Annotated in this window: 14 protein-coding genes; 12 read left to right on the top strand and 2 right to left on the bottom strand. The window is 71.3% G+C overall.

All coding sequences use genetic code 11. The features are described from left to right. Positions 1-17 precede the first annotated feature (17 nt). From HJG44_RS23740 to HJG44_RS14060, 5 genes are all read left to right on the top strand, one after another. Positions 18-1,907: a sensor histidine kinase gene (locus tag HJG44_RS23740; protein WP_246736257.1), complete on the top strand. Its 1,890-nt coding sequence runs from the start codon at positions 18-20 to the stop codon at positions 1,905-1,907. Beyond that, entirely contained in the window at positions 1,904-2,341 is a 438-nt protein-coding gene (locus HJG44_RS14045; protein ID WP_171219026.1) for a response regulator, read from the top strand. The genes HJG44_RS23740 and HJG44_RS14045 overlap by 4 nt, the downstream gene beginning before the upstream one ends. Next, positions 2,338-3,423: a sensor histidine kinase gene (locus HJG44_RS14050; protein ID WP_171219027.1), complete on the top strand. Its 1,086-nt coding sequence runs from the start codon at positions 2,338-2,340 to the stop codon at positions 3,421-3,423. The genes HJG44_RS14045 and HJG44_RS14050 overlap by 4 nt, the downstream gene beginning before the upstream one ends. Before the next feature lie 39 nt (positions 3,424-3,462). After that, a complete protein-coding gene (gene argB / locus HJG44_RS14055; protein WP_171219028.1) occupies positions 3,463-4,356 on the top strand; it encodes an acetylglutamate kinase in 894 nt (297 codons plus the stop codon). Between the two features lie 80 nt (positions 4,357-4,436). Next, positions 4,437-5,162, top strand: coding sequence for a pyrimidine 5'-nucleotidase (locus tag HJG44_RS14060; RefSeq protein WP_171219029.1), 726 nt, complete (start codon positions 4,437-4,439; stop codon positions 5,160-5,162). Between the two features lie 37 nt (positions 5,163-5,199). Here the strand turns inward: HJG44_RS14060 and HJG44_RS14065 are convergent, their stop codons facing one another. Further along, on the bottom strand, positions 5,200-5,475 hold the full coding sequence (locus HJG44_RS14065; protein WP_171219030.1) for an accessory factor UbiK family protein: 276 nt from the start codon (positions 5,473-5,475) through the stop codon (positions 5,200-5,202). 145 nt (positions 5,476-5,620) lie between these two features. Here HJG44_RS14065 and lgt point away from each other — a divergent pair, with 145 nt between their 5' ends. The 6 genes from lgt to mutL all read left to right on the top strand — a co-directional run bounded on the left by lgt (position 5,621) and on the right by mutL (position 12,389). Continuing rightward, a complete protein-coding gene (lgt, locus tag HJG44_RS14070) occupies positions 5,621-6,469 on the top strand; it encodes a prolipoprotein diacylglyceryl transferase (RefSeq protein WP_171219031.1) in 849 nt (282 codons plus the stop codon). Beyond that, positions 6,466-7,584: a class I SAM-dependent methyltransferase gene (locus HJG44_RS14075; protein WP_346767169.1), complete on the top strand. Its 1,119-nt coding sequence runs from the start codon at positions 6,466-6,468 to the stop codon at positions 7,582-7,584. Before lgt ends, HJG44_RS14075 begins: the two co-directional genes overlap by 4 nt. After that, on the top strand, positions 7,581-8,357 hold the full coding sequence (gene pgeF, locus HJG44_RS14080; RefSeq protein ID WP_171219032.1) for a peptidoglycan editing factor PgeF: 777 nt from the start codon (positions 7,581-7,583) through the stop codon (positions 8,355-8,357). Before HJG44_RS14075 ends, pgeF begins: the two co-directional genes overlap by 4 nt. Positions 8,358-8,472: 115 nt before the next feature. Continuing rightward, a complete protein-coding gene (locus HJG44_RS14085) occupies positions 8,473-9,063 on the top strand; it encodes a L,D-transpeptidase (protein WP_171219033.1) in 591 nt (196 codons plus the stop codon). A gap of 172 nt (positions 9,064-9,235) precedes the next feature. Continuing rightward, positions 9,236-10,558, top strand: coding sequence for a glucose-6-phosphate isomerase (locus HJG44_RS14090; protein WP_171219034.1), 1,323 nt, complete (start codon positions 9,236-9,238; stop codon positions 10,556-10,558). A 10-nt stretch (positions 10,559-10,568) separates the two neighbouring features. Beyond that, positions 10,569-12,389: a DNA mismatch repair endonuclease MutL gene (gene mutL / locus HJG44_RS14095; RefSeq protein WP_246736258.1), complete on the top strand. Its 1,821-nt coding sequence runs from the start codon at positions 10,569-10,571 to the stop codon at positions 12,387-12,389. Here mutL and HJG44_RS14100 read toward each other — a convergent pair. Further along, positions 12,386-12,907: a RecX family transcriptional regulator gene (locus HJG44_RS14100; RefSeq protein WP_171219035.1), complete on the bottom strand. Its 522-nt coding sequence runs from the start codon at positions 12,905-12,907 to the stop codon at positions 12,386-12,388. The two genes, mutL and HJG44_RS14100, sit on opposite strands and share 4 nt — an antisense overlap. A gap of 90 nt (positions 12,908-12,997) precedes the next feature. Between HJG44_RS14100 and HJG44_RS14105 the strand changes: the two genes are divergently transcribed. Further along, positions 12,998-14,362 (top strand): formimidoylglutamate deiminase, encoded by a 1,365-nt coding sequence (locus tag HJG44_RS14105; RefSeq protein ID WP_171219036.1) that lies wholly within the window; start codon positions 12,998-13,000, stop codon positions 14,360-14,362. The last annotated feature ends 5 nt before the right edge of the window (positions 14,363-14,367 follow it).

Consider the following 14,367-nt stretch of genomic DNA (forward strand, 5'->3'; position numbering starts at 1 on the left):
GACGGCCCTCCCCATCCATGTCCCGGCTCGCGCCGCCCCTGCCCGACGGCCTCGACCTCGCCGAGCCGGGCACAGAGCCGGCGCCGCTCCGGCGCGGCATGTCCGTGCGCGGGCATCTCGGCATCTTCACCGCCGTCCTGGCGGCCCCGATCCTCATCTTCGTCGGTTTCCTGCTTTGGCAGATCGCGGCCCGCGAGCGCGCGCGGCTGGAGGACGAGGCGGGGCAGATCGCCCGCAGCGTCGCGATCGCGGTCGACCGCGACATCACCGGCCTTCTCGCCTCGCTCGACGTGCTGTCGCTCTCGGCGAACCTGCAGAGCGGAAACCTGCAGGCCTTCTACGAGCAGGCCAGGGAGGTCTCCGACCGGCAGGGCATCATGCCTGTCCTGTCCGACATGGCGGGGCAGCAGCTCGTCAATGTGCGGGTGCCATGGGGCACGCCGCTCCCGAAATCGGGGCTTCCGGTCGATCAGGCGGCCATCGCGGCCGGGCGCGCCTTCGTGACGGACGTCTTTCCCGGCCAGGTGTCCGGGCAGCCGGTCTTCGCGGTCGCCACGGCCGTCCGGCGGGACGGGCAGCCGCGCTACGTCCTGAACTTCAGCCTCGGGCTCGACCGGCTCCAGCGGGTGATCGGCCAGGTGGACGCGCCGCCCGGCTACACCGTCGCGATCGTGGACCGGAACGGGATCATCATGGCCCGGAACGTCCGGCCGGAGGAATTCGTCGGCAAGCTTGCCACGCGGGACCTGCGCGAGCTCACCACCGGCCAGCAGGGAACCTGGTCCGGCACGACGGCGGACGGGACGCCCGTCTTCGGCGCCTATGCCCGCTCCGGGCTGACAGGCTTCCGCGCGGCGGTGGGCATCCGATATTCCGAGCTGAACGAGCCGCTCTGGCGGTCCCTGTCGCTCTTCGCCGCGATCGGCCTCGCCATCCTGGCGCTCTCCGTCGTGCTCGGCGTCCTGTTCGGGCAGAGGATCACGGCCCCGATCCGGGCGCTGGCCGAGCGGGCCGCCGCGCTCGGCCGCGGCGAGCCGGTGCAGCCGCTCGAAACGACCCTCGCCGAAGCGAACCAGGTCGGCGCCGAGCTCGCCAGGGCCTCGGCCTCGCTGCGCGAGCGGGAGGCGGATCTGCGCGAGGCCAACGAGGAGGCGCAGCGCTTCGCCTATATCGTGAGCCACGACCTGCGCTCGCCCCTCGTCAACATCATGGGGTTCACGTCCGAGCTCGAGGCTCTGCGGCACGACGCCTTCCGCCGGCTCGAGGCCCTGCGCGGACCGGATGCGCCGGCGGCCGAGGTGAAGCAGGACAAGCAGCTCGGCGAGGATTTCGACGAGGCGATCGGCTTCATCCGCACCTCGATCGCCAAGATGGACCGGCTGATCAACGCGATCCTCAAGCTCTCGCGCGAGGGGCGCCGCGAATTCCGGCCGGAGCGCGTCGATATGACCGCCCTCATCGAGGCGATCAAAGCTAACGCCACCACGCAGGCGGAGGCCGCGAACGCCACCATCACCACCTCGCGCCTGCCGCCGATCGCCAGCGACCGGCTCGCGCTGGAGCAGATCTTCTCCAACCTCATCGAGAACGCGGTCAAATACCTGCGGCCCGGCGTTCCGGGGGTCGTCGAGGTGAGCGGCCGCGTGCAGGGCCCGAACGTGATCTACGAGGTGCGCGACAACGGCCGCGGCATCGACCCGAAGGACCGGGAGCGGATCTTCGAGCTGTTCCGCCGGGCGGGCACGCAGGACAAGCCGGGCGAGGGGATCGGGCTCGCCCATGTCCGGGCCCTGGTGCGGCGGCTCGGCGGCAACATAACCTTGACCTCGGAGCCGGGTCGAGGTTCGACTTTTTCGGTCGTCTTGCCTAAGCGGTGGTCGGCCGAGACGCGAAGGAAGGCAGCATGACGATGCCGGTGACCATCATCATGGTCGAGGATGACGAGGGCCATGCCCGGCTCATCGAGAAGAACATCCGCCGGGCGGGCGTGACCAACGAGATCGTCCCGTTCGCGGACGGAACGAGCGCGCTCGCCCACCTGCTCGGCCCCGACGGGAGCGGGCGCGAGAACGCGGGCAGGCCGCTCCTCATCCTGCTCGACCTGAACCTGCCCGATATGACGGGCGTCGACATCCTGAAGGTCGTCAAGGAGAACGAACATCTCAGGCGCGCGCCGGTCGTGATCCTGACGACGACGGACGACCAGCGCGAGATCCAGCGCTGCTACGATCTCGGCTGCAACGTCTACATCACCAAGCCCGTGAATTACGAAGGCTTCGCCAACGCGATCCGGCAGCTCGGCCTGTTCTTCTCCGTCATCCAGGTGCCCGAGGCGGCATGACCGACCGGCCGCTCCGCATTCTGTATGTCGACGACGATCCAGGCCTTGCACGTCTCGTCCAGAAGGGCCTGGAGCGGCGCGGCTGCGCCGTGGAGACGGCGCATGACGGCGAGAGCGGGCTGCGGCGCATCGAGGAGGGCGGCATCGACGTCGTCGCGCTCGACCATTACATGCCCGGCCAGGACGGGCTGGAGACGCTCGCCCGCATCCGCGCGCTGACCGACCCGCCGCCCGTCGTCTACGTGACCGGAACGCAGGAGAGCAGCGTCGCGGTGGCGGCGCTCAAGGCCGGCGCCTCCGACTACGTCGTCAAGACGATCGGCGAGGAGTTCATCCCGCTCCTTCTGGCGGCTATCGAGCAGGCGATGCATGCGGTCCGGCTCCGCCGCGCCAAGGAGGCGGCCGAGGCCGAGGTGAGGGCGGCCCGCGACCGCTTCGAGGCGCTCGCGGCCGAGCGCGCGCTCCTCATGCGGGAGGTCAATCACCGGGTCGGCAACTCGCTCCAGATCATCGCGGCGCTGCTGCACCTCCAGGCCTCCGCCAGCCAGAACGAGGACGTGAAATCGGCCCTCGCGGGTGCGAACCGGCGCGTGATGGCGGTCGCCCAGGTGCATCGCCGGCTCTACACGTCCGACGACGTGCAGACGGTCGCGCTCGACCAGTACCTGAAGGGTCTCGTGGAGGACCTGCGCAGCTCGGCAGAGGACGGCGAGGCGCACCGCATCTCGCTGCAGGCCGAGCCCGTCGAGGTCGATCCCGACAAGGCGGTCGCGGTGGGCGTCGTGGTCACCGAGCTCGTCCTCAATGCGATGAAATATGCCTATCCGGACGGGAAGGGGCCGATCCGGGTCAAGCTGCACAACGAGCCGTCGGGCCGCATCCTCCTCGTCGTCGAGGATGACGGGGTCGGGCGCGATGCCGTGCCCGCCGAGCCGCGCTCGCCGAAGGGCCTCGGCCGCATGATCGTCAAGGCGATGGCGACCAAGCTCGATGCGGAATGGGGCCAGGACGAGAGCCACCGGGGCATGCGCGTGACCTTCGGCTTCTCCGGCCAGTCGCGGCCGCGCCAGCACGCGGCCTGAACCTCGGCCCGCAGCACGCGCTCCAGCGGAGATTCGTCCATGACCGATAAGCTGCCCTCCGCACCCGTGCGGGCCGAGGTGCTCGTCCAGGCGCTGCCCCACATGCAGCGCTACGACCAGGAGATCGTGGTCATCAAGTATGGCGGCCACGCGATGGGCGACCCGGCCGCCGCGGAGGATTTCGCCGAGGACATCGTGCTCCTGGAGCAGTCCGGCGTGAAGCCGATCGTGGTCCATGGCGGCGGGCCGCAGATCGGCCGCATGCTCGACAAGCTCGGCATCAAGTCGACCTTCGAGGGCGGGCTGCGCGTCACGGACGAGGCCACCGTCGAGGTCGTCGAGATGGTCCTCGCCGGCTCCATCAACAAGCAGATCGTCGGCTGGATCTCGGGCGAGGGCGGCCGCGCGATCGGGCTCTGCGGCAAGGACGGCAACATGGTCACGGCCCGCAAGGCCGTGCGCACGGCGGTCGACCCCGCCTCGAACGAGGAGCGCGAGCTCGATCTCGGCTTCGTGGGCGAGCCGGAGGTGGTGGACCGGGCCGTGCTCGACGCGGTGCTGAAGGCGGAGCTCATCCCGGTCATCGCGCCGGTCGCGGCCGGAGCGGACGGCCAGACCTACAACGTCAACGCCGACACCTTCGCGGGCGCCATCGCGGGCGCCATGAACGCCAAGCGCTTCCTCCTCCTGACCGACGTGCCGGGCGTGCTCGACAAGGACAGGAACCTCATCCCGGAGCTGACCGTGGAGGATTGCCGCCGGCTGATCGCGGATGGCACCATCACGGGCGGCATGATCCCCAAGATCGAGACCTGCATCTACGCCATCGAGCGCGGCGTCGAGGCCGTGGTCATCCTGGACGGCAAGGTCCCGCACGCCGTGCTGCTGGAGCTCTTCACCGATTACGGCGCGGGCACGCTGGTGCGCGCCTGATCGGCGCAGCACTTCCTTAAGCGCAGCCGCGCTCCTATCTGAGACCGGACGGGGCCGGACGGCCCCCTTTTCGTCTCGCGATGGGCGCTTCGTCTTCTCCTCATCTGTCCGCGCCGGGCGCGCGCGGCTTTGCGCATGTCGAGACCTGGATCTTCGATCTCGACAACACACTCTACCCGCATGAGGCGCGCGTCTGGCCGCAGGTGGACGAGCGCATCACGCTCTACCTGATGCAGCATTTCGAGACCGACGGCCTGTCGGCCCGGGCGCTGCAGAAGCATTACTACCACCGCTACGGCACCACCCTGCGCGGCCTCATGGAGGAGGAGGGGATCGACGCGGCCGACTTCCTCGACTTCGCGCACGACATCGATCATTCGGCGATCGAGCTGAACCCGCTCCTCGGCGACGCGATCGAGAAGCTGCCGGGCCGCAAGCTCATCCTGACGAACGGCTCGCGGAAACACGCCCAGACCGTCGCCATGAAGCTCGGCATCTACGACCATTTCGAGGACGTCTTCGACATCGAGGCGGCGGGGTTCACGCCCAAGCCCGACCGGCGCGCCTACGAGCTCTTCCTGGCCAGGCACGGCGTCGCGCCGGCGCGCGCCGCGATGTTCGAGGACATCGCCAAGAACCTCGTCGTCCCGCACGAGCTCGGCATGACGACCTGCCTCGTCCTGCCCAAGACGGTCGATCCGTTCCGCGACGCCTTCGAGCAGGAGGCGGTCGAGGCGCCGCATATCGATCACGTCACGACCGACCTCGCGGGCTTCCTGTCCGGGCCGGTCTGCGGAAGCCTGTAGTGACGCGGGGCCGATTTCTCGGGCTAGGCGAACGGCCTCAGGCGAAACCCGAACTCTGGTCCGGCAGCGGCTTGTCGCCGCCCTCCAGAGCCGTCACGCGGGCCGCCAGCGCCTCGTTCTCGGCCCGCAGGGCCAGGACCATGTCGCGCAGGACCTCGACCTCCTCCCGGCTCGCGACGTCCATGTCGCGGAGCATGCGCTCGATCTGAGCCTTGACGGCGCTCTCGACCTCGCGGCGGACGCCCTGGGCGGCACCGGTCGCATCCGTGACGAGGCGCGCGAAATCGTCCATCAGGCGGCTTGATCCGGCCATGCTCGGTGTCTCCTTCTCCGCCGGCTCGGCCGGCCTCGATCCTAGATGCGCAGCGAGGGCGGCCTGCGCAACCGCCGCGCGGGGTTGACGCCCGGCACCGGCGCGGGAGACATCCCGCCCGCGGGCGACTCGCACCGGACCAGACATGCCGCTCCTCGCGATCCCCTTTCCTCATATCGATCCCGTCGCCATCGCGGTCGGGCCGTTCGCGATCCGCTGGTACGCGCTGTCCTACGTGGCCGGCATCGTGCTCGGCTGGTGGTATTCCCGCCGCCTCGCCGCCGACGCGGCCCTCTGGGGCGACATCCGTCGCCCGACCCGGGCCGACATGGACGACCAGATCGTCTGGATCGCGCTCGGCATCGTGCTGGGAGGGCGCCTTGGCTACGTGCTCTTCTACAACCTCGCCAGCTACCTCGAGCGCCCCGCCGAGATCTTCACGGTCTGGCGCGGCGGCATGTCGTTTCACGGCGGGTTTCTCGGCACGATCCTGGCCATCGTTCTCTTCGCCCGGGCGCGCGGCCTGAATCCACTGGCCATGCTGGACGTCGCCGCGGTCGTGGCCCCGATCGGGCTGTTCACGGGTCGGATCGCCAACTTCGTCAACGGCGAGCTGTGGGGCCGTCCCGCGCCCGACCTGCCTTGGGCGGTGGTGTTCCCGATGGGCGGCGATATCCCCCGCCATCCCAGCCAGCTCTACGAGGCCTTCGCCGAGGGGCTGCTTCTTCTCGCCCTCATGGCGGTCGTGGTGCGCCGGTTCGGCTTCCGCAGGCCGGGCCTGGTCGGGGGGATCTTCGTCGTGGGCTACGCTCTTGCGCGGATCGCCTGCGAGTTCTTCCGCGAGCCCGACGCGCAGCTCGGCTTCCTCCTCGGGGGCATCACCATGGGCCAGCTTCTGTCCGTCCCCATGGCGGCCGCGGGCCTCGCCGTGATCGTCGCTGCCGCGCGCGGCTGGACGCGTCCGCGCCATCGGGGAGCCGAGGCGCCCGCGTGACCGGGCTCGAGCGCGAGATCCGGGAGCTGATCGCGGCCGAAGGCCCGATCACGGTCGAGCGCTACATGGCGCTGGCGCTCGGCCATCCCCGCCTCGGCTACTACGTGACGCGCGATCCGCTCGGGGCCGCAGGCGATTTCACGACGGCGCCCGAGATCAGCCAGATGTTCGGCGAGCTGATCGGGCTCTGGGCGGCGGAGACCTGGTCCCTCCTGGGCCGGCCAGCACCGCTCCGGCTCGTCGAGCTCGGCCCCGGACGGGGCACGCTGATGAGCGATGCGCTGCGGGCCGCGGGCGTCCTGCCCGGCTTCCGCGAGGCCCTCACGGTGCATCTCGTCGAGACGAGCCCGGCCTTGCGCGAGGCCCAGGCCCGTACGCTCCAGCCCGCCGGCGTCGCGGTGACCTGGCACCTGCAGCTCGCCGAGGTTCCACCCGGCCCGGCCATCGTCATCGCGAACGAGTTCTTCGACGCGCTTCCGATCCGGCAGTTCGTCCGCGCCCGGACCGGCTGGCACGAGCGGATGGTCGGTCTCGGGCCGGACGGCGCGCTCTCCTTCGGGCTTGCGCCCGACCCGGACCCGCGTCTCGCCGCGCCCGGCCAGCCCGGCGACGTCCTGGAGGTCGGAGAAGCCGGACTTGCGATCGCGGCGGAGATCGGGGCGCGGCTCGCCCGGGGCGGCGGCGCTGCACTCGTGATCGATTACGGCCACCACCGGTCCGGACCGGGCGAAACGCTCCAGTCGGTCAGGCACCACGCCTTCGCGGACCCGCTCGCCGAGCCCGGCGAGGCCGACCTGACCGCGCATGTGGATTTCGAAGCCCTCGCCCGCGCAGCCGCGCGGGCGGGCGCATCCGTGCACGGCCCCGAGAGCCAGGGCGACTTCCTGCGGGCGCTCGGGATCGAGGCCAGGGCCGAGCGGCTGCGTCGGGGCGCCTCCGCGGAGCAGGCCGCCGAGATCGGGGCCGCCCTCCGGCGCCTGACCGGCCCGGGCCCGGACGGGATGGGCGACCTGTTCAAGGCGGTCGCATTCGCCCAGCCGGGCGTGACGCAGCTTCCGGGATTTGCGCCGCCTGCCGCAAGCGTCCGCGCGGCTCAGGAGCTCGAACAGACATGAAGATCGAGGCCCCGGACCTTTCGGCTCTCCCGGGCATCCGGCACGCCTTCTTCACGCGGGAGGGCGGAGCGTCTGCCGGCATCTACGCCTCGCTGAACGGCGGGGTCGGGTCGGCAGATGATCCACGGGCCGTCGCCGAGAACCGTGCCCGGATGGCGGCGGCGCTCGGGGTGGCGCCCGACCGGCTGGTGAGCCTCCACCAGATCCACTCGGCCGACATCGTGACGGTCGAAAAGCCGTGGCGGCCGGAGGAGCGGCCCAAGGCGGACGGCATGGCGACCCGGACGCCCGGCATTGCCATCGCGGTCGCAAGCGCCGATTGCGGTCCCGTGCTCTTCGCCGACGCGGAAGCGGGCGTCGTCGGCGCAGCCCATTCCGGCTGGAAGGGCGCCTTCACGGGCGTGCTGGAGGCGACCGTCGCGCGCATGGAGGAGCTCGGCGCCTCGCGCGCGCGGATCGTCGCCGTGCTCGGGCCGACGATCGGCCCCCAGGCCTACGAGGTCGGGCCGGAATTCGCGGCCCGCTTCGTGGAGGCGGACGGATCGTACCGGCGCTTCTTCCGCCCGAGCGGGCGCGAGGGGCACGCCTATTTCGACCTTCCGGCCTTCATCCTGCACCGGCTGGAAGCAGCGGCAATCGGGAAGGCCGCTTCGCTCGGGCTCTGCACCTATACGGACGGGACACGGTTCTACAGTTATCGCCGCGCCACCCACCGCGGCGAGCCGGATTACGGCCGGCTGATCTCGGCGATCGCCCTCGTCCCGCAAGACTAGGCAGCCCTGCCCCAGATTGCAGCCGGCAACAATGAAACCCGAAGCGTGGCCGTGGCGTTGTGCTGCCATCTTGACGACCGGCACGGTCGCACCACTCACTCGGGAATACTTCGACATGCGTCAAGCGCTTCTCGCGATGGCCGGCCTCGCCATCGGCTTTGCTGCCGCTACCCAGCCCGCCGCCGCCCAGTCGAGCTGGTGGTCCGATCCGATGAACAATCGTGAGATCGAGTATCTCGACGAGGGATACCGGCCGCAGGCTTCGCCGATCCCGCGGCAGCGCGTCGAGTTCTCGACGCAATACGCGCCCGGCACGATCGTGATCTCCACGAGCGAGCGCAGGCTCTACTACGTGACCCGCCCCGGCGAGGCGATCGAGTACGGGGTCGGCGTCGGCCGGCCCGGCTTCGAATGGACCGGCGTCAAGCGCGTCACGGCCAAGAAGGAATGGCCGAGCTGGACGCCGCCGGCCGAAATGCTGCGCCGCCGCCCCGACCTGCCCCGCTACATGTCGGGCGGGCCCGACAACCCGCTCGGTGCCAGGGCGCTCTATCTCGGCTCCTCCCTGTATCGCATCCACGGCTCCAACGAGCCGGAGACGATCGGCCAGGCCGTCTCCTCAGGCTGCATCCGGATGACCAACGAGGACGTCATCGACCTCTACAACCGCGTGAAGGTGGGCGCGAAGGTCGTCGTGCTCGACTGACGCTCCATTCTCGCGCAGGAGAAGCGGCCCGGAGAGTTCTCCGGGCCGCTTTGCGTATACGGCCTGCGCCGGTGCTTCCGGCAGGGAGTTCCCGCAGCGGGCCGAAGGTTCTAAGTCGGAGCGGCGGGCTCCTATGGCGCCGCTCGATCGCATCCGGAAGGAAGCAACTCGCATGGCCTTGAAGCAGAATGTCGAGCAGGCGCTCGAGCCGACGATCGGGGTCGGCGGACTGCCGCGCGCCGCCTTCGAGGCCGGACTTGCAGGCGCGACCTCGGCCCTGCGGCGGCTTCGCGAGGATCTCGAGACCGGCCGCCTCGCGCTCCTGCAGCTCCCCGGATCCGAGTCGGACCTCGCCGAAATCGAGGCGGCGGCGGCCGGCCTGAAGCAGGGTGCGTCCGACATCGTGCTGCTCGGCACCGGTGGGTCCAGCCTCGGCGGGCAGACCTTGGCCCAGCTCGCCGATTGGAACGTGCCCGGGCTCGGCCGTCTCGCCGAGGGGCCGCGCCTCCATTTCATGGACAATCTCGACCCGATCACCTTCGCGCGGCTGCTGGAGCGGCTGCCGCTTCCGGATACCCGCTTCGTGGCGATCTCCAAATCCGGCGGGACGGGCGAGACCCTGATGCAGGCGATGGCCGTCCTGTCGGCGCTCGATCGCGCGGGCCTGCGGGGCCGCGCCGGCGAGCTGCTTCTCGGCCTCTCCGAGCCCAGGAAGCCGAACGGCAGGAACGCCCTTCGCGACCTTCTCGAGCCGGAGGGCGTGCGCTTCCTGGAGCACCATACCGGGGTGGGCGGCCGCTACTCGGCCCTGACCAATGTCGGACTGCTTCCGGCCGCGATCCTGGGGCTCGATATCCGGGCGATCCGTTCCGGTGCCGCCGAGGCGCTGGCCCCGATCCGCGCCGGCGCCTCCGTCAACGACACGCCCGCCGCGGTCGGAGCGGCGCTCGCCATTGCGGCAGCGCTCGAACAGCGGGGCATCCACGTGATGATGGCCTATGCCGACAGGCTGGAGCGGCTTACGCGCTGGTGGGTCCAGCTCTGGGCGGAGAGCCTCGGCAAGGACGGCCGCGGCTCGCAGCCCGTCGCCGCGATCGGGCCGGTGGACCAGCATAGCCAGCTCCAGCTCTACCTCGCCGGCCCGAACGACAAGGTCTTCACCGTCGTGACGACCGGGGTCGCCGGCGAGGGTCCGGCGATCGATCCGGAGCTGGCTCGGCGGGCCGGCGAGCCGGGCTTCGCCGGCCGGCATATCGGCGATCTCGTCGCCGCCCAGGGTCGCGCCACGGCCGACACCCTCGCCCGCAACCGCCGCCCGGTCCGCCGGATCGAGGTCGACAGCCTCGATGCGCGCACCATGGGCGAGCTCATGATGCATTTCATGCTGGAGACGATCCTTACGGGCTACGGGATCGGCGTGGATCCCTTCGACCAGCCTGCCGTGGAGGAAGGCAAGATCCTGGCGAAGCAGTACCTGGCCGAGAGCCGGGCCTGATCTCCCCCGCATGGCGATGAGCGCCGTCCGCCGGCTCGATCCCGTCCTGGTCGATCGCATCGCGGCCGGCGAGGTGGTCGAGCGGCCGGCCGCCGTCGTCAAAGAGCTGGTGGAGAACGCGATCGATGCGGGCGCGCGCTCGATCGAGGTCACAATCGAGGCAGGGGGGCGCCGCCTCGTCCGGGTCGTCGACGACGGACGGGGTATGAGTCCCGAGGACCTCGACCTCGCGGTCGAGCGCCACGCGACCTCCAAGCTCCCCGACGGCGATCTCGCGACGATCCGCACGCTCGGCTTCCGCGGGGAGGCGCTGCCCTCCATCGGGGCGGTCGCGCATCTCGCCATCCTGAGCCGCCGGCCGGAGGATCCGATCGGCGCTTCGATCACGGTCGATGCCGGCCGGAAGGGCGCGGTGCGGCCCGCGCCCGCCTCCCCAGGCACCCGGATCGAGGTGACCGATCTCTTCGCCGCGACCCCGGCCCGGCTCAAGTTCCTGAAGTCCGACCGCGCCGAGGCGCTTGCCGCGGCCGAGATCGTCCGCCGTCTCGCGATCGCGCATCCGGAGATCCGGCTCTCGCTCAAGGGCGACGGCCTCTCCGCCCTCGCCTTTCCGCCCGAGCCGGCGACGCCGGAGGGCTTCCTCCGCCGGGCGGCCCGGGTGCTCGGGCAGGATTTCGCCGAGAATTCAGCCGCGCTCCGGGCGGAACGCGAGAACCTCGTCCTTGCCGGCCATGTCGGGCTGCCGACCTTCCACCGCGGGGCGGCGACGCATATCCATTTCGTCGTGAACGGCCGGCCGGTGCGCGACAAGCTGCTGCTCGGCGCGGTGCGCGGCGCCTACGCGGACACGATGGCCAGCGACCGCCATCCCGTCCTGGCGCTGGCGCTCGATTGCGATCCGCGCCTCGTCGACGTGAACGTTCATCCGGCCAAGACGGAGGTGCGGTTCCGCGATCCCGGCCTCGTCCGGGCGCTGGTGATCTCGGCCATCCGCGACGCACTCGCCCGCGCCGGCCACCGCGCCGCGACGACCGGCGGCCTGCGCACGCTGGACAGCCTGCGCGCCGGGTACCTGCCAGGCTGGACGCCCTCGCCTCCCCGGCACGCGCCGCAGCCGCCGGCCGAGAGCTGGCAGGCCCCGCTCGATTCTCGCGCGAACGGCTTCGGCGAGGCCGCGCAGGCAAGCTTCGCGTCCTTTCAGCCGAGCGCGGATGCACGCGCCCCGGCGCCCGCGGTCGAGGAACCGGACGCACCGCTCGGGGCAGCGCGCGCGCAGCTGCACGAGACCTATATCGTCGCCCAGACGCGGGACGGCATCGTCATCGTGGACCAGCACGCCGCGCATGAGCGGCTCGTCTACGAGCGGCTCAAGGCGGAGCGCGCCGGCAGCGGCATCGCGCGCCAGGGTCTGCTGATCCCGGAGGTGGTCGAGCTCGATCCGGTGGATGCGGCCCGCATCGCCGGCGAGGCGGAGGAGCTGCTCGGGCTGGGCCTCGCCGTCGAGCCCTTCGGGCCGGGCGCCGTGCTCGTGCGCGAGGTGCCGGCGGCACTCGCGGGGAGCTCGGCCGCCGCGCTCCTGCGCGACGTGGCCGACGCGCTCGCGGAAGGTGGAGCCAGCGGCACGCCCGTCGCCGAGCGGCTGGACGCCATCCTGTCCCGCATGTCGTGCCACGGCTCGATACGCGCCGGGCGGCGGCTCAGCCCGCCGGAGATGAACGCCCTGCTGCGCCAGATGGAAGCGACGCCGCTGTCCGGGCAGTGCAACCACGGGCGCCCGACCTATGTCGAGCTGAAGCTCGCCGACATCGAGCGCCTCTTCGGCAGGCGCTAGCTCTCCGGCTCCAGGGCAGCCCGGGCGATCGCATAGGGAAAGCCCGCCCGGCAGAGCGAGGCGAGATCCCTGTCCCGGGCTTTCGGATCGGGCCGGGTGCGCCACGGGCCGAGCCGCCTGCGCTCGGCATAACGCCGGGCCAAGGCGAGCTCGTCCGGGCTGTGCCCGGCCAGCGCCGCCGCGATCGTTTCCTCGCCGACCCCCTTCCCCCTCAGCTTACTGCGCACGGCGCGCAGGGAGGCGCCCCGACGCAGGAGGGAGCCGACCTTCGCCTCCGCATAGCTCCGGTCGTCCAGGAAGCCGCCCTGCGCGAGCCGTTGGATCACCTCGGCTATCGTCGAGGCCACCTCGCCGGCGACCGGTTCGCCCGGCCCGAGGCGGCGTCGCACCTTGTCGGTCAGCACCCGCCTCAGGTTCTCGGACGAGGAGGCGTACCGCTCCAGGTAATGCAGCGCGGCGCGTTCGAGACAGAGGCGGGTGACGGGACGCGGACGGTCGGATCTGCTGAGCTGAGTCACAGGCCCTTATGGCTCGGGGGAGAGCCGGGGTCACGCCCGCCCAAGCTCCGCCTTGTCGAGCCGGGCCGGGCGGGCCTATGTGGCCGCGCCATGTCCACCTTCCTGATCGATCACGCCTTCCTGCCATCCGGCTTCGCACGCGACGTCAGGGTCGAAGTCGAAGGCGGCTTGATCACGTCCGTCGAGCCGGACCGGCCGACGGGGGCGGCCGAGCGCCTCCGGGGCATCGCCGTCCCGGGGATGCCGAACCTCCACAGCCATGCCTTCCAGCGCGGGATGGCCGGGCTCGCCGAGCGGCGCGGGCCGGCTAACGACACGTTCTGGACCTGGCGCGAGGTCATGTACCGCTTCCTCGGCCGGCTCTCGCCCGAAGATGTCGAGGCGGTTGCGGCCCATGCCTATGCCGAGATGCTGGAGGGCGGATACACGCTCGTCGGGGAGTTCCACTACCTCCACCACGATACCGAGGGGCGGCCCTATTCCGACATCGCCGAGCTCGCCGGCCGGATCGCCGCTGCGGCCGCCGAGGCGGGGATCGGCCTCACGCTGCTGCCCTGCTTCTACGCGCAGGGCGGCTTCGGCGGGCGGCCTCCCGTCGAAGGGCAGCGGCGCTTCATCAACGACCCGGGTTCCTTCGCCCGCCTCCTGGACGGCGCACGGCGCCATCTCGAGCGGGTGCCGGGAGCCCGCATGGGCGTCGCGCCGCATTCTCTCAGGGCCGTCACGCCGGAAGCGCTGGAGACCGTGGTCGGGCTCGCGCCCGACGGACCGGTCCACATCCATGCGGCGGAGCAATGGCTGGAGGTCGAGGATTGCGTCGCCTGGTCCGGGCGGCGGCCGGTCGAGTGGCTCCTGGAGAATGCCGAGCTCGACCAGCGCTGGTGCCTGATCCACGCCACGCACATGACGGCCGACGAGACCGTCCGGCTTGCGGCCTCGGGCGCGGTGGCAGGGCTCTGTCCGCTGACCGAGGCCTCGCTCGGCGACGGCACCTTCGAGGGGCCGCGCTTCCTCCTCGGCGGCGGCGCCTTCGGGATCGGAACGGATTCGAACATCCAGATCGACGTCGCGGCAGAGCTCAGGCAGCTCGAATACAGCCAGCGCCTCCACCATCGGGGGCGGAACGTCATGACGCTGGAGGAGGGCGAATCGACGGGGCGGCGGCTCTTCACGGCGGCGCTGGCGGGCGGCGCACGGGCCATGGCGCAGCCGATGGGTGCGATCGAGCCGGGCCGCCGGGCCGATTTCGTGGTGCTCGATGCCGAGCACCCGGCGCTGGCGGCGGCGGGGCCGGAGAGCTGGCTCGATTGCTGGATCTTCTCCGCCGGGCGCGACCTGGTGAAGGACGTGATTGCAGGGGGGGAGCGCGTCGTCACCGACCGCCGTCACCATCGGCGCGACGCGATCGCCGCCCGCTACCGCGCCGCCCTCGCCCGGCTGGTGGGCGGGGTCTGAAGACC

Source organism: Enterovirga aerilata (genome assembly GCF_013044135.1).
GTDB classification, from domain to species: domain Bacteria; phylum Pseudomonadota; class Alphaproteobacteria; order Rhizobiales; family Beijerinckiaceae; genus Enterovirga; species Enterovirga aerilata.

Coding starts and splice junctions, on each gene's coding strand:
- HJG44_RS23740 (WP_246736257.1), top strand. CDS start 18: ATGTCCCGGCTCGCGCCGCCCCTGCCCGACGGCCTCGACCTCGCCGAG.
- HJG44_RS14045 (WP_171219026.1), top strand. CDS start 1,904: ATGACGATGCCGGTGACCATCATCATGGTCGAGGATGACGAGGGCCAT.
- HJG44_RS14050 (WP_171219027.1), top strand. CDS start 2,338: ATGACCGACCGGCCGCTCCGCATTCTGTATGTCGACGACGATCCAGGC.
- argB (WP_171219028.1), top strand. CDS start 3,463: ATGACCGATAAGCTGCCCTCCGCACCCGTGCGGGCCGAGGTGCTCGTC.
- HJG44_RS14060 (WP_171219029.1), top strand. CDS start 4,437: ATGGGCGCTTCGTCTTCTCCTCATCTGTCCGCGCCGGGCGCGCGCGGC.
- HJG44_RS14065 (WP_171219030.1), bottom strand. CDS start 5,475: ATGGCCGGATCAAGCCGCCTGATGGACGATTTCGCGCGCCTCGTCACG.
- lgt (WP_171219031.1), top strand. CDS start 5,621: ATGCCGCTCCTCGCGATCCCCTTTCCTCATATCGATCCCGTCGCCATC.
- pgeF (WP_171219032.1), top strand. CDS start 7,581: ATGAAGATCGAGGCCCCGGACCTTTCGGCTCTCCCGGGCATCCGGCAC.
- HJG44_RS14085 (WP_171219033.1), top strand. CDS start 8,473: ATGCGTCAAGCGCTTCTCGCGATGGCCGGCCTCGCCATCGGCTTTGCT.
- HJG44_RS14090 (WP_171219034.1), top strand. CDS start 9,236: ATGGCCTTGAAGCAGAATGTCGAGCAGGCGCTCGAGCCGACGATCGGG.
- mutL (WP_246736258.1), top strand. CDS start 10,569: ATGGCGATGAGCGCCGTCCGCCGGCTCGATCCCGTCCTGGTCGATCGC.
- HJG44_RS14105 (WP_171219036.1), top strand. CDS start 12,998: ATGTCCACCTTCCTGATCGATCACGCCTTCCTGCCATCCGGCTTCGCA.